The organism is Nocardioides sp. YIM B13467 (genome assembly GCF_042788075.1).
Taxonomy (GTDB): Bacteria; Actinomycetota; Actinomycetes; order Propionibacteriales; family Nocardioidaceae; genus Nocardioides.
The window spans coordinates 3355857-3369352 of sequence record NZ_JBHZPJ010000046.1 but is presented as its reverse complement, the minus strand read 5'-3'; the positions used below and the strand labels follow the sequence as shown (position 1 = coordinate 3369352).

Sequence of the window (13496 nt, the reverse complement as noted above, 5' to 3'; positions counted from 1 at the left end):
GAGGTGACACCACCCAACAGCACGAGCGGCAAGGCCATGGGCAAGCAACAGCGGGTGATCCGCGGCCTGGACGCCGATCAGCGCCGCGAGCAGCGCCGGCAGGCGCTGCTCGACGCGGCGCTCGAGCTGTTCGCCGCGCAGGGCTTCGTCAACACCTCGATCGAGCAGCTGTGCCAGCACGCGTACGTTGCCACCAAGTCGTTCTACGAGTCCTTCGACAGCCGCGACGACCTCTATGCCACCCTGCTGCGCCAGATCACCGACGGGGCCTTCGCGCGGCTCGCAACCGTGGCCGCCGAGGCACCCGACGAGGAGACCGGCACCCGCTTGATGCTCGCCGAGCTGGCGCACGCTTTCGTCGACGACGTCCGGGTCGCGCAGGTCACCTTCGGCCAGGGCAGCGCCATCACACCGGTGGCCGAGCGACAGCGCCGCGAGAACCGCCGCGCGGCCGCGGCGTTCGTCGAAGAGCTGTGGGTCGGGTACGGCACTGTCCTGACCGAGCGCTACCACGGGATCGCGATCGGCCTGATCGGCGGCCTGTTCGACATCATCGCGGACTGGGTCCTTGACGTGCCTGCCGCAGGACCCAGCCCGGATGCGGTCGATGAGCTGATCACTCGCCTGAGTGACTTCTACGGCGCGGTACGCAACGGCAGCTAACCGCGGGCCCAGCTGTCGGCTCAGTCGTCGTAGTCGACGGTGACCGCCGGCGTGGTCGGGCGAGACTGGCAGGTCAGCACGTGTCCGCGCTCGACCTCGGTAGCGGACAGGGCGAAGTTCTGCTCCATCGCGACCGACCCCAGCGTCACCTTCGCCGTGCACGTGCCGCAAGCCCCGCCGAGGCAGGCGTACGGCGCTTCGAGCCCGGCCTTCAACGCTGCCTCGAGAACGGTGTCGCCGGCAACCAAGGGGACCTCGTGCTGGCGGCCGCGCAGGCCGACGGTGACAGTGGCGGGAGCGAAGCCGTCGGCGATGCGGGGCCTCTGGTAGCCGTGGAAGAGCTCGACGTGGACGCGGTCCGGCTCGGCACCGCGTTCGAGGAGCAGGTCGCGTAGGTCGGCGACCATCTCGACCGGTCCACACAGGAACCACTCGTCCACCGAGGCCGCGGCCAACTCGGAGCCGAGCCACTGTTCGAGCTTCGCGCGGTCGATCCGACCGCGCAGATGTTCCGGGTGCCGGGGGTCGCGGGAGCGTACGTGGATGATCCGGAGTCGGTCGGCGTAGCGCGCCTCGAGGTCGTCGAGCTCGTCGCGGAACATCGTGCTGTCCGCGTCCTGGTTGCCGTAGATCAGGGTGAAGCGGCTCTCGGTCTCGACGGCGAGCGTCGTCTGCAGGATCGAGAGAACCGGGGTGATGCCGCTGCCGGCGGCGATCGCCACGTAGCTCTTGGCGGCGAGCGGGTCGACCGCGGTCCCGAACGACCCGGTCGGTGTCATCAGCTCGAGGGTGTCGCCGGCTCGGAGCTGCTCCATCGCGAACGTGGAGAAGGCCCCGCCCGGGATGTGCTTGACGGCGATCGCCAGGGTGTCGGAGGTGGCCGAGGAACAGATGGAGTAGTTGCGACGTACGCCCTCGCCGCCGAGGTCGGTGCGAACGGTGACGTGCTGACCGGGCTCGAAGGAGAACTTCTCGCGCAGCTCGTCAGGAATGTCGAAGCGGATCAGCACGCTGTCGTGTGTCAGCCGCTCCACGCCGGCGACCGGAATCGGGTGGAACTCGGCGGCACGAGCGGAGGACCGCCTCGGCATCCGCACCGGCAGGAGCCGGGCCATCTTGCCGTTCAGCGTCTTCCACTCGCGGTACTCGTCCGCATCGAGCTGATGACCGAAGACGGTGCCGATCGCGGCATCCCGCTCGAGGTAGGCCTCCTCGTTGCGGCGCCAGGCCGCGACGTAGCGGTAGAACGGGATCGAGGGATGCAGGTGGTGGACGAGGTGGTAGTTCTGCGAGAGGAGCAGGGGAGTCAGGACCCATTCGGAGCCGACCCGGTTGCGGGTGGCACGGTAGCGGTTCTCCTGCTGGGTGTCCTCGAGGTCGTGGTGAGGCAGCCAGTCGAACCACCAGGCCAGCACGAACATCGCGAGCCGCTCGGGGATCAGATACAGGACCGCCAGCGTCCACAGATGTCCGGTGAAGCCCGCGGCGACGATCACGGCGATCGTCGTGCCCATCAGGAGGACCGTCTCGAGCACCTCCGACCGGGGGCGACGCTTCACGTTCCGAATCAGGAAGGACAGGTACGGCACGTCCATCAACGGGAACCGGAACGGGACCTGCCACCACGGAGCGCCACTGACGAAGTGGTCGGGGTCGTTGTCGTCGTCGTTGGTGTTGCGGTGGTGCTCGATGTGGATGAACGCGAACGACCTGAACGAGATCAGCGGCGACACGAAGAGCATCGCGACCCGGCCGAAGGCCACGTTGACCCAGCGATGGGTGCTGATCGAGTAGTGCGCGGCATCGTGCAAGACGGTGAACAGCACGAAGATCGCCGCCGCACTGAGCAGGACCGTCACCGGGACGGGAAGCCGCTCGGCCAGCGCCGCCCAGGTCGAGACCGCGAAGACCACGATCGCGCCGGAGAAGATGCCCACGATGGGCCAGGAGATCGTCGGGACCTTCTCACCCGGGTCGGGGAGCGCGTGGCGGGTGGCTGCGGGTTGCTCCGTCGTTGTTGACATGCTCGAAACGTACGAACCGCGAGCCGCACCCCGCGAGAGGTGCGGAGCCCATGTCGATGTGCGCGCAGCACATCCGGGTCATAGCCGGGTCAGGCCTGGTCGGGCTCCCGCGCGAGCACGAGCGGACCCAGCACGCCGACCAGACGCAACGCGGCATGCAGCTCGGCAATGCGCTCGGTCGCCGGAAGCCCGCGTCGTTCCTCGGCCCGGCGGACGCGCTGCAGCACGGTGTTGCGGTGTACGCCGAGCTCGTCGGCCGCGGCCGCCAGTCCACCCTGTGCATCGAGCACCGCGAGCAGCGCCCGCCGCTCTTCGTCCTCCCGGCGTCCGGCGACAGCCAGCCCACCGAGCTCGGTCGCGACGAACGCGCGGGTCAGGTCGAGGTCGCCGCTCATCGTGTCCACGAGCGCCAGCTCGGCGTACGTCGAAATCGCTGCTCCGCGACCCGCGAGCTCGATGATCCGACGGGCGCGTAGTGCCTGGACATGGGAGTCCCGGAAGCCGGGGGCACCCTGCGCCGGTGTGCCGAGCGTGACCCGGACCGTTTCCGGGACTCTCCCGGCCAGGGGGAGAAGGTCCGTCGCCGCGATGGCAGGAGCACCAGTCGTGGAGACCCAGCCCCACAGCGCGCGAGCGCCGTCAGGGACGAGCAGGGGATGAGAGGAACCGAGGTGTGCCCCGACCGCCTCACCCACGCGCGCGAGATCGACGTCGTCGCTGCCGGTCCAGCAGACGAAGGCCGTCTGCCAGCCGGTGAGCCGGTGAGACAGGGTGCGCTCCGCGCGGCGCAGGTCGATCCGCCCGCCGGCGATCAAGGTGCGGACCGCATCCGTCAGGGCCGCACGGGCCTGGGTCTGGATCCGGTCGAGCTCGGCGACGTACTCGGCGGCGACCTCACTGGAGATGCGGTCGACGTACGCGAACGCGTAGCGCTCCAGGTAGGACACCACCGCCAGGGCAAGAGCCGGGGCCTGCACGAAATCGGTGATCCCGGCCAGGATCCGCTCACTGAAGTAGGCGTGGCCGATCCGGTAGAAGCGCAGCATCACGTCGACGCTGTAGCCGCGGGCGGCCATCGCGCGAGCATGCTCGAGAGCGGTGACCGGCGCCGATGCGGCGCTCACGTCGATACCGTGCCGCACCATCGACAGCGCGGCCTCGAGGTTCGAGGAGCACGACCCCAGTGTCAGGCCACGGAGCTCGTCATCAGCGCTCGCTTCCGGGATCCGCTCGAGGATGTACGTCAGCATGTCGTCGGCGTACGCCGCCACGTGTCCCAACAGTTCGGCAGCGGTACGGCGCAGTTCGACCACGACCGACTCGGGCAGGTCTTCCTGTTGCCCCGCGCTGACACCCATGCCCGGAGACTACCGAGCGTTCCGGCGCTCAGCCTCCGGCTGTTGATGGACACCGCGCGCCCTCTTCGAGGACCAACGTATGACCCGCGTCACATCGGGTACCGCCCGGGGTAATGGGTGGTGGAGGGCCACCCGAGAAGGGAGCACACGAACATGTCTGTCACCACGCGCGTGGGAGCCGCTGTAGCGGCTGGCTATGTGCTCGGGCGATTCAAGAAACTTCGACTGGCTGTGGTCGTTGCGTCGGCGCTCAGCAACAGCGCTGTTCGCGAGCGCAGCCTCGAGCTGCTGAAGATCGGTACTCAGAGCCTTGGCGGCTCGTCCGACGTACAGAAGCTCGGACAGCAGGTCAGCGGAAAGCTCGTTCAGGCTGGTAAGGCGGCCGCGGTCGCCGCGGCCGCGGGCCAGATCGACAAGCTCAGCGATCGGTTGCACGAACGGAGCACGCTCTTGGGCGCGTCGTCATCCGATGAGGACACCGACGAGGACACCGACGAGGACACCGACGAGGTGCCGGAGGACGAGGTTTCGGAGAACGAGGAGCCCGAGGACGAGTACGAAGTCGAGGCCGAAGACGAGGCCGAGGGTGAGGAGCCTGAGGACGAGTACGAGGACGAGCCTGAAGACGAGGCCGAGGAAGAGCCCGAGGACGAGGACGACGAAGAAGCGGAGGAAGAGGACGAGTACGAAGACGAGGCGGACCAGCAGGACGAGGACGACGAAGAGGACAAGCCGCGCCGGGGTGCGCGGAGCTCTCGTCGTCGGCGCGCAGCCGCGCCGAGCGGAGGTGCCTGAGTCATGACGGAACAGACTCGCAAGAACGCAGATACGGACAACGCAGATACGGACAAGGGAGACTCGGGCCTTCTGTCGCAGCTACCGATCGACCGGCTGAGAGACGAGGCCTTGGGCTTCGGTCGAGCCTTTGGCAAGCGAAGTCTGAACAGACTCGGCAGCGGCGTCGAAGGGATCACCGACCGGCTCACCGGCTTCGTCGATGGTAGCCATTTGACGAACGGAGCGAAGCACTCCAAGGGTGACTCGCCTGTGAAGGCCGGCGCGAAGGCGGCCGTCGACAAGGTCGCGGCTCCCGTCGGCAAGGTCACGAACACCGCCGCCGCCCAGGTCAAGGACACGGCTGCGCAGGTCAAGGACACCGTCGGCCAGGTCGCCGGTGGTCTCGGCAAGAGCGAACAGCCGACCGGCAAGAAGCTCAAGGTGACCAACATCGTCGAGACGATCGACGTACCCGTCAGTCGGGACGTCGCCTACGAGCAGTGGACCCAGTTCGAGGACTTCCCGTCGTTCATGAAGAAGGTCGAGAACGTCACGCAGGAGGAGGACGAGGTCGTCACCTGGCAGGCCCAGGTGTTCTGGTCCCACCGCACGTGGAAGGCCACCATCCTCGACCAGGTCCCGAACGAGCACATCGTGTGGAAGAGCGAGAGCGAGAAGGGCCGCGTCGACGGCGCCGTCACCTTCCACGAGCTCGCGCCGAACCTGACCCGGATCCTGGTCTCGCTCGAGTACTACCCGAAGGGCCTCTTCGAGCACACCGGAAACCTCTGGCGGGCCCAGGGGCGCCGAGTGCGCCTGGAGATGAAGCACTTCCGGCGCCATGTAGCCAGCCACACGCTTCTCCACCGCGACGAGATCGAGGGGTGGACGGGCGAGATCCACGAGAAGCAGGTCGTCGAGAACGACGCCGACGAGGACGCGGAGAACGGGCAGAAGAACGGCCAGAAGAACGGCCAGGAGAAGGGCCAGGAGAAGGGCCAGGAGAAGGGCCAGGAGAAGGGCCGGAAGGCGACGGCCCGGAAGGCGACGGCCCGTACGTCGAACAGCTCGCGCAGCTCCGAGAAGTCGTCCGGGAGCGAGTCGTCCAAGGACGGGGCGTCCAGCAACGAGGCCCCGGCGAGGAAGACGGCAGCGAAGAAGACGGCTGCGAAGAAGGCGCCCGCCAAGAAGACGGCTGCGAAGACGACGCCCGCCAAGAAGACGCCCGCCAAGAAGACGGCTGCCAAGAAGGCGCCCGCCAAGAGGACCACGAGCAAGCAGAGCGCGACCAAGCAGAGTCCGAGGAAGGAGAGCGCGAGCAAGCGTACGTCTTCCCGGTCCTCCTCCAAGGGGGCCTGATCATGACGGCTGACGACAGCCAGGTCGACGAGCTCGAGCGTGAGGTCGAGCACCTCATGGAAGAAGTCGAGCGATACCGAACCGCGGCAGAGGACGCCCTGCAGCAGCTCGACTGGTGCATCGGCTACTTCGTGGGCTCCGGGAAGTCACGCCTGGCGGCGTCGCTCGGCGCCAACCGGAGCTACATCCGCAGGCATCTCCTCGAGCGTGCCGAGCAGCCCGTGCCCGCGGGGACACCGACAGAAAGCGACTGAGTCATGACCATCACACAGCAGAACCGGTACCTCGACCGTCCGGCGCCGAGCAGCCTCGCCGACGTCATCGACACGATCCTCGACAAGGGTCTGGTGATCGACATCTATGTACGCGTCTCGCTCGTCGGCATCGAGCTGCTGACGATCGACGCGCGCATCGTCATCGCCAGCGTGGACACGTACCTCCGCTTCGCCGAGGCGGTGAATCGGCTGGACCTCACCGAAACCCAGACGCACGGCATCCCGGAGCTGGTCCAGGGGGTGACCGAGTCCGGGGCCAAGGGGAAGACCTCCGGCGCGATCGAAGGAGCCAAGGAGAAGCTGGGGAGCATTCTCGGCAGCGACGACGAGGACTCCGACAAGAACGCCGACGACGAAGAGGACAGGGGTCGCAAGCAGCCCGCCCGCCGCACCCGCAAGACCACATCCAGACAGACCAAGGAGAAGGAGGAGTGACCGTGCCTGTCCACATCTACGGAGTCACGGACACATCGGTCACGATCCCCGCGGACCGGACGGGACGGTCGAAACGTCCACTGCGCCACATCGAGGGCGACGGCCTTCGGGTGCTCGTCAGCGACGTGGATGCCGACTCGCGTGTGTTGCGCGAGGACCTGATGGCACACGCTCATACGCTCGAGGCGGTGGCCACCCTCGGGACGGTGCTGCCCATGCAGTTCGGCGTGGAGATGCCGGACGACGACACAGTGCGCCACGAGCTGATCGAGAGCCGCGGTGACGAGATCCGCCCGCTCCTGGAACGGTTCGACGGCCTGCTGCAGCTCACCGTCTCGGTCGACCTGATCGAGCAGGAAGCGCTCAGGGAGGCGCTGCGCCGGGACCCGGACCTCGTTGCGCTGCGCGACGAGGTCCGGCGAGCGAGCCCGCAGGAGCGGCACTCGGCGGAGGTACGCCTGGGCGAGGCCATCGCGGCCGCGCTCGACGTCCTACGGGCCGGGGTCGGTGACGGCGTCGTCGATCAGCTGGCCCCGACCGCCCGTGCGGTCTCCCTCGGCGAGGTCCGCGGTGCGCTGCAGGCGGCCGAGATCTTCCTGCTGGTCGAGCGCGACCGGCAGAGCGAGGTCGACGCGACGGTGACCACGCTGCGCGAGGACCTGGCACCGCTGGCGTCGCTTCGGTACGTCGGTCCGCAGCCGCCGTACGCATTTCTCGACGCCGCCTCGTCAGGAGCGCTCGCATGGGCCTGATCACGCAGCTGCTGACCCTGCCCATCGCGCCCGTGCGAGGTGTGGTCTGGGTGGCAGAACAGATCCGCGACGAGGCCGAGAGCCAGTACTTCGACCCGGCCACGATCCAAGCCGCGCTCGAGGATGTCGACGCCCGCCGGGAGGCGGGCCTGTTGACCGAGGAGGAGGCTGCCGTTCTCGAGGAGGTTCTCGTGCAGCGCCTGATGGCCGGAGGCTGGCATGAATGAGCCCAGCAAACCCACCCTGTCCTCGATCGCCGAGAATGTGCTCGAAGAGCTCGAGGCGCTCGTGGGATGTCCCGCCGAGGGCGTGACGGCAATCCGTCGCGACGACGAGGGTTGGGTCGTCACCGCGGAGATACTCGAGCTCGAGCGTGTGCCGGAGACCACCGATGTCCTGGCGTCCTACGAGGTCACTGTCGGCGAGGACGGTGGGGTCACGGGCTATCGCCGTGTCCACCGCTACGTCCGAGCCCAGGTGGAGGAACGATGACCGAGACACAGCGCACGCCAGTCTTCGTGAACAACCGCCCCCAGGCGTCTTCGCAGAGCCTCGCCGACGTGCTCGAGCGCGTCCTCGACAAGGGCATCGTGATCGTCGGCGACATCCAGGTCAGGCTGCTCGACATCGAGCTGCTCACCATCAAGGTGCGGCTCATGGTCGCCTCAGTCGAGCGTGCCCGCGAGATGGGCATCAACTGGTGGGAGGGAGACCCGTTCGTCAGCAACCTCGAGGACGAGCGGAAGCAGGACGAGGAGCTCGACCTCCGCCGCCGGCTCGAGGCGCTCGAGCGCAGCGTCGGCAGCCAGACCGAGATCGTCGAAGGTGAAACGAGCCGTGAACGCCGCTGACCCGACCACAGTGGTCCACGCGTACGGACTGGTTCCGGGCGATGGGCCGCTTTCCCTGCCCGACCGTGGCATCGCGGATTCGAGGGTACGCACCATCGCGTTCCACGACCTCGAAATCGTCGTCAGCGATCTGCCTGCGGAGTCCTTCGGAGAGACCGCCTGGGCAGAGCACGGGGAGGACACGAGCTGGGTCACTCCCGTCGCCTCGGCCCATCACGCCGTGCTCCAGCACCTGGTCGAGCATGGGGACGTACTGCCCCTGCAGCTCCCGGGGATCTACCCGAGCGACGAGGCGTTGATCGCTGCGCTGGAGTCGAGTCGCGCCCGCCTCGAACACGCCTGGCAGCTCTTGGCCGGTCGCGTCGAGTGGTCGCTCCAGATCTTCCCGACCTCGGCTCCTGCCGCGCCGGAGAAGCCGGCGCCCCGCAGCGGCCGTGAGTACCTCGAACGGCGCCGGTCGCAACAGGATGCCCGCGACACCGAGCGCGGACGGCGCGAGGCCGCCATGACGCAGACCCATGAGGCACTGGCTCACGCGGCGGCCGCGAGCGTCGTGCGCGCCCTGCTCGACCCTGCCGTCACCGGTCGCGACGAGCCGATGCTGCTCAACAGCGCCTACCTCGTGGCGCGGGACGAGGAGCAGCGATTCCTCGGCCTTGCCGAAGAGCTCCACGACCATCTGGTCGCCACTGCCGGCATGCGTGTCGAGGTGACCGGGCCGTGGCCGCCCTACAGCTTCGTCGGTGCGGAAGAGTCGCACGGCGACGACCTGACCGGGATGGTGTCGTGACGCTCGAGCGTTCGCCCGCACTCGACGAGACCTCGCTCGTCGACCTCGTCGATCGCCTGATCGACGGCGGTGTCGTGGTGGGCGGCGACATCGTCCTCTCGCTCGCAGGAGTCGACCTCGTCTACCTCGGCCTGCGCCTGGTTCTCGCACCAGCCCACAAGGTTTCGCTACCCGGGTCCGGGAGGCAGCCATGATGCTCCTCTACGCCGTGGCAGCCACGGACAGCGCAGACGAAACGGTCGAGACCCCGCTGCAAGCACACCGCTCCCGCGGGCTCACCGTCTTCGTCGAACCGAGAACGCAGCCACCCGAGCGATCGATGCACGAGCTGCTCGGGTTCGGGCGAGCGCTCCACCAGCTGTGGTCGTACGTCCCCGTGCTGCCGATGCGCTTCGGGACGGTCGTGAGCGACACCGATGAGCTGGACCAGTTGGTCGCGGAGCGCGAGAGCGAGTGGACCGACCGGATCGCCGCCGTCACCGGATGCAGCGAGTGCATTGTCCACCTCCCGCTGCCCGAACGTGTCCCCGAACGTGTCAAGCACGAGCAGACGGGCTCGGACTACCTCCGCCGGCGCGCGAAGGAGATGAAGCAGCATGATGCCGAGACCGCGGAGCTGCGGGCGTTGCTCGCTCCCTACGCCTCCGAGATCACGAAGCTCACGTCGATCCGTCCGCACGAGGCACGGCTGTCGGTCCTGCTTCCAGACGAGCACTTGGAGGCTGCCCGGGCAGCCATCCGAGACTGGGGCGAGAACCGGCCCGGAGTGACGGTCACCGGCCCGTGGCCCCCGTTCAGCTTCTGTCAGGAGGAGAGCCCGTGACGCGGCCCGACAAGGCAGATCCATGGCCCCTGGACCTGGACGGGGAGACCGACCTGCCCTCCGCCTTGAGCAGACGCATAGATGCGGATCCGGAATCCGTCGAGAAGGGGCTCGTACAGCTCGTGCTCACCCTCGTCGAGCTGCTCCGGCAGCTGATGGAGCGCCAGGCGATCCGCCGAGTGGATGCGGGAGGCCTGAGCGAGGAGGACATCGAGCGGCTGGGTCAGACCCTGATGCTGCTGGACGAGAAGATGACGGAGCTGCGCGACCACTTCGGGCTCACCCCGGAGGATCTCAACATCGATCTGGGTCCATTGGGCAAGCTCCTGTGAGGAGCTAGGCGCTCAGCCCTCGCTGTTGATGAGGTATTTCCCGTCGGCGTAGACGAGCCCCAACGTCACCGTGCCGCCGTCCTGACGACCGTCCTTCATCGTGTACCTGTAGGTGTAGGTCACCTTGAGCGGGTCGACGCTGGGGGAGACCGAGACGACGCTGGTGCTCGCGACGGAGCTCCACCAGTCGCGGTAACCGTCGATCCCGCCGCTGCTGGCCTGGAACGCCGGGGTCAGCATCGAGCTGAAGGCACTGTCGGGGTTCGCGGGCGCGGTGGCGAGATAGCTGCGGATGAAGGCGTCGATCCCCTCGGCGGTCGGGCCGGCGGTCTCGCTGGCCGAGGGGGTCTCGCTCGGAGACTCGCTGGCGGTCTCGCTGGGCGACGTCTCCTCGGAGGCCTCCTCCGACTCCTCGGCGTCTGCGTCCTCGGTGGCCTTGTCGGTCGCCTCAGAAAGCGGCGAACCGGACGCGACCGGCTTCGGCTTCGGCTTCGCACTCGGCTCCTCGCCGCGGTTGGCCCACAGCGCTCCGCCGACCGCCAGCACCAACGCCGCAGCGACGACGAGCGCGATCGGCCACCAGCGCCGCCGGGTCGGAGTGCTCGTCGACTGTGCCAGTCCCGAAGGCGCGGCCGGAGCAGGCGCGGGAGCCGCGACCGCGGCGAGCGTCTGCGTACGCAGCGCCACCGGCTCCAGCTTCTCGGCCGCCAACCGCCCGGCCAGGAAGTCGACGACGTCCTCGGCCGACCACCGCTCGGCGGGGTCGTAGGCCATCGTGTGCTCCAGCAGCGGAGCGAGCCGACCGGCCAGCGGCGTACGCGGTGGGTCCTCGTGCACGACGCGATACAGCGTCGCCAGCGCGTTGTCGCCGATCCCGTAGGGAGGCTCGCCCGTCAGCGCCTGGAAGAGCGTGGCCCCCAGCGACCACATGTCGCTGGCCGGGGTGGCCCGCCCACCGGTGGCGATCTCCGGAGCCAGGTACGCCGGCGAGCCGGTGACCTGCCCGGTCTGTGTGGTCTGGGAGTCGACGCCGCGCGCGATCCCGAAGTCGGTCAGCTTGGCGCGCTCGGCACGGCCGACCACGATGTTGGCGGGCTTCACGTCTCGGTGGACGATGCCGGCGGCATGGGCCGAGCGCAGGGCCGAGGCGATCTGACCGATCAGCCTCGCGGCGTCCTCGATGGGCAGCGGGCCGTCATCGCGCACCATGTGAGCGAGGGTCTTCCCTTCGACGTACTCCATCACCAGCCAGGGCTTGTCGTCGTCGCGCACCAGGTCGAAGACGGCGACGACGTTCGGGTGGACAAGTCGTGCGGCGAGTTGTGCCTCGCGTTCGACGGCGGCATCCGATACGCCGTCGAGTGCGATCAGCTGTTTGAGTGCGACCGAACGCCCCAGAACTTCGTCGGTGGCGAGCCAGACGGCTCCCATCGCTCCCCGGCCGAGCTCCCTCTCGAGCCGGTACCTCCCTGCGATCACCCAGGTCCCCTCAAATCTCGTCGCGAACGCCAGTGGTCAACTCTAGGGGGTATCGCCTACTACCCTTGCTTCCGGGACAGCCCGCTCCGGGCCCCGGAAACACCATCTGAGAACGACCTGAGAAAGGCACCACGTGTCCATCGATCCCACACTCCTCGACGACCTCGAGTGGCGAGGCCTCATCGCCGACTCGACGGACCGCGACGCGCTCCGAGAAGCGCTCGCCGGCGGGAGTGTGAAGTTCTATATCGGGTTCGACCCCACTGCGCCGAGCCTGCACATGGGCAACCTTCTCCAGATCACCATGGCGATGCGCCTGCAGCGGGCAGGCCACACGCCCTATGTACTGGTCGGCGGCGCCACCGGCATGATCGGTGACCCGCGCGACTCGGGCGAGCGCACCCTCAACTCGCCCGAGACCGTCAAGGAATGGGTCGGGAAGGTTCGCAGCCAGATCGAGCGGTTCGTCTCCTTCGAGGGCGAGACCGCCGCGACGATGGTCAACAACGCCGACTGGACGGCGTCGTTGTCCGTGATCGACTTCCTCCGTGACATCGGCAAGCACTTCCCGGTCAACCGGATGCTCGCCCGCGACACGGTGAAGAAGCGTCTCGAGGACGGCATCTCCTACACCGAGTTCTCCTACATCCTGCTGCAGTCCATGGACTACCTCAATCTCTTCCGTACGCACGGGGTGAGCCTTCAGTTCGGCGGCTCGGACCAGTGGGGGAACATCACCGGCGGCGTCGAGCTGGTCCGCCGCGTCACCGGCGAGACCGTCCACGCCTTCACCACTCCGCTGATCACCAAGGCCGACGGCACCAAGTACGGCAAGACCGAGGGCGGCGCCCTCTGGCTCGACCCGACGATGATGTCGCCCTACGCCTTCCACCAGTTCTGGCTCAACGTCGAGGACGCCAAGGTGGGGGAGATGCTCCGTGTCTTCACCTTCCTGTCCCACGAGGAGATCGAGACCCTGGAGACGCAGCACGCGGAGAAGCCGTTCCTGCGGGTGGCTCAGAAGGCACTCGCCGATCACATGACGACGCTCGTCCACGGGGCAGGAGAGACCGAGCAGGCCAAGCAGGCCGCGGCCGCACTCTTCGGCGGCGGCGACCTGGCCACCCTGAGCAGTACGACGCTGGCCGCCGCGATCACCGAGGCTGGTGCCGTCGAGCTGGAGCGTGGTGAGGAGCTGCCGACCTACGTCGACCTCTTCATCGCCGCCGGCCTCGTCTCCTCCAAGGGGGAGGCTCGCCGGACGATCTCGGAGGGCGGGGCGTACGTCAACAACGTCCGTGTCGAGGACGCTGAGGGTGCGCTCGGCGAAAAAGAGTTGCTCGGTGACGGCTGGGTCGTCCTGCGCAGGGGCAAGAAGAAGTTCGCCGGCGTGCGCTTCAAGTAGCCTCTGACCTGCGAGAACGCCCCAGGGAAGGTGACCGCCTTCCCTGGGGCGTTCTTCGATTTGGCAAGCGCGTCACTGAGGCGTAATGTTCATCTGGTCGCCGGGGTGCGGCGGGAAGCAAGTTCGAGTCTTCGAGCGGGTTTTCGGCCCCTGAGTCGGCCGCCAACATTCTC

18 protein-coding genes are annotated in these 13496 nt (G+C 68.0%); 14 read left to right on the top strand and 4 right to left on the bottom strand.

From position 1 onward, the window contains the following. Positions 1-3: 3 nt before the first annotated feature. A complete protein-coding gene (locus ACFX43_RS23365; RefSeq protein WP_378835891.1) occupies positions 4-663 on the top strand; it encodes a TetR/AcrR family transcriptional regulator in 660 nt (219 codons plus the stop codon). A gap of 20 nt (positions 664-683) precedes the next feature. On the opposite strand, the gene ACFX43_RS23360 is transcribed toward ACFX43_RS23365, so the two are convergent. Beyond that, positions 684-2687 (bottom strand): fatty acid desaturase, encoded by a 2004-nt coding sequence (locus ACFX43_RS23360; protein WP_378835887.1) that lies wholly within the window; start codon positions 2685-2687, stop codon positions 684-686. 89 nt (positions 2688-2776) lie between these two features. After that, positions 2777-4045: a helix-turn-helix domain-containing protein gene (locus ACFX43_RS23355; RefSeq protein ID WP_378835881.1), complete on the bottom strand. Its 1269-nt coding sequence runs from the start codon at positions 4043-4045 to the stop codon at positions 2777-2779. Between the two features lie 153 nt (positions 4046-4198). On the opposite strand from ACFX43_RS23355, the gene ACFX43_RS23350 reads away from it, so the two are divergent. After that, positions 4199-4840, top strand: coding sequence for a hypothetical protein (locus tag ACFX43_RS23350; RefSeq protein WP_378835876.1), 642 nt, complete (start codon positions 4199-4201; stop codon positions 4838-4840). 81 nt (positions 4841-4921) lie between these two features. On the opposite strand, the gene ACFX43_RS23345 is transcribed toward ACFX43_RS23350, so the two are convergent. Then, positions 4922-5053: a hypothetical protein gene (locus ACFX43_RS23345; protein ID WP_378835872.1), complete on the bottom strand. Its 132-nt coding sequence runs from the start codon at positions 5051-5053 to the stop codon at positions 4922-4924. Between ACFX43_RS23345 and ACFX43_RS23340 the strand changes: the two genes are divergently transcribed. Genes ACFX43_RS23340 through ACFX43_RS23290 form a run of 11 tightly spaced genes read left to right on the top strand, consistent with a single transcriptional unit; the run spans position 5054 to position 10439 of the window. Further along, entirely contained in the window at positions 5054-6181 is a 1128-nt protein-coding gene (locus tag ACFX43_RS23340) for an SRPBCC family protein (RefSeq protein ID WP_378835868.1), read from the top strand. A gap of 2 nt (positions 6182-6183) precedes the next feature. Continuing rightward, positions 6184-6435 carry a hypothetical protein gene (locus ACFX43_RS23335; RefSeq protein WP_378835863.1) on the top strand — a complete coding sequence of 84 codons (252 nt, stop codon included), beginning with the start codon at positions 6184-6186 and terminating at the stop codon, positions 6433-6435. Positions 6436-6438: 3 nt separating this feature from the next. Further along, positions 6439-6891 (top strand): gas vesicle protein GvpJ, encoded by a 453-nt coding sequence (gvpJ, locus tag ACFX43_RS23330; protein WP_378835860.1) that lies wholly within the window; start codon positions 6439-6441, stop codon positions 6889-6891. Next, positions 6888-7643 (top strand): GvpL/GvpF family gas vesicle protein, encoded by a 756-nt coding sequence (locus ACFX43_RS23325; RefSeq protein WP_378835852.1) that lies wholly within the window; start codon positions 6888-6890, stop codon positions 7641-7643. Before gvpJ (ACFX43_RS23330) ends, ACFX43_RS23325 begins: the two co-directional genes overlap by 4 nt. Further along, complete coding sequence (locus tag ACFX43_RS23320) at positions 7634-7870, top strand: gas vesicle protein GvpG (protein WP_378835847.1); 237 nt, start codon at positions 7634-7636, stop codon at positions 7868-7870. The genes ACFX43_RS23325 and ACFX43_RS23320 overlap by 10 nt, the downstream gene beginning before the upstream one ends. Then, entirely contained in the window at positions 7863-8135 is a 273-nt protein-coding gene (locus ACFX43_RS23315) for a gas vesicle protein (RefSeq protein ID WP_378835844.1), read from the top strand. The genes ACFX43_RS23320 and ACFX43_RS23315 overlap by 8 nt, the downstream gene beginning before the upstream one ends. Further along, the gene (locus tag ACFX43_RS23310; RefSeq protein ID WP_378835836.1) at positions 8132-8494 is read left to right on the top strand and encodes a gas vesicle protein; all 363 of its coding nucleotides are present in this window, start codon (positions 8132-8134) and stop codon (positions 8492-8494) included. The genes ACFX43_RS23315 and ACFX43_RS23310 overlap by 4 nt, the downstream gene beginning before the upstream one ends. Continuing rightward, positions 8481-9284, top strand: coding sequence for a GvpL/GvpF family gas vesicle protein (locus ACFX43_RS23305; RefSeq protein WP_378835831.1), 804 nt, complete (start codon positions 8481-8483; stop codon positions 9282-9284). The genes ACFX43_RS23310 and ACFX43_RS23305 overlap by 14 nt, the downstream gene beginning before the upstream one ends. Next, the gene (gene gvpJ / locus ACFX43_RS23300; protein ID WP_378835827.1) at positions 9281-9478 is read left to right on the top strand and encodes a gas vesicle protein GvpJ; all 198 of its coding nucleotides are present in this window, start codon (positions 9281-9283) and stop codon (positions 9476-9478) included. Before ACFX43_RS23305 ends, gvpJ (ACFX43_RS23300) begins: the two co-directional genes overlap by 4 nt. After that, positions 9475-10107: a GvpL/GvpF family gas vesicle protein gene (locus tag ACFX43_RS23295; protein ID WP_378835825.1), complete on the top strand. Its 633-nt coding sequence runs from the start codon at positions 9475-9477 to the stop codon at positions 10105-10107. Before gvpJ (ACFX43_RS23300) ends, ACFX43_RS23295 begins: the two co-directional genes overlap by 4 nt. Next, positions 10104-10439 carry a gas vesicle protein K gene (locus ACFX43_RS23290; RefSeq protein WP_378835821.1) on the top strand — a complete coding sequence of 112 codons (336 nt, stop codon included), beginning with the start codon at positions 10104-10106 and terminating at the stop codon, positions 10437-10439. Before ACFX43_RS23295 ends, ACFX43_RS23290 begins: the two co-directional genes overlap by 4 nt. 12 nt (positions 10440-10451) lie before the next feature. Here the strand turns inward: ACFX43_RS23290 and ACFX43_RS23285 are convergent, their stop codons facing one another. Further along, complete coding sequence (locus ACFX43_RS23285; RefSeq protein WP_378835818.1) at positions 10452-11918, bottom strand: serine/threonine-protein kinase; 1467 nt, start codon at positions 11916-11918, stop codon at positions 10452-10454. A gap of 133 nt (positions 11919-12051) precedes the next feature. On the opposite strand from ACFX43_RS23285, the gene tyrS reads away from it, so the two are divergent. After that, positions 12052-13323 carry a tyrosine--tRNA ligase gene (gene tyrS, locus ACFX43_RS23280; protein ID WP_378835814.1) on the top strand — a complete coding sequence of 424 codons (1272 nt, stop codon included), beginning with the start codon at positions 12052-12054 and terminating at the stop codon, positions 13321-13323. Positions 13324-13496 lie beyond the last annotated feature (173 nt).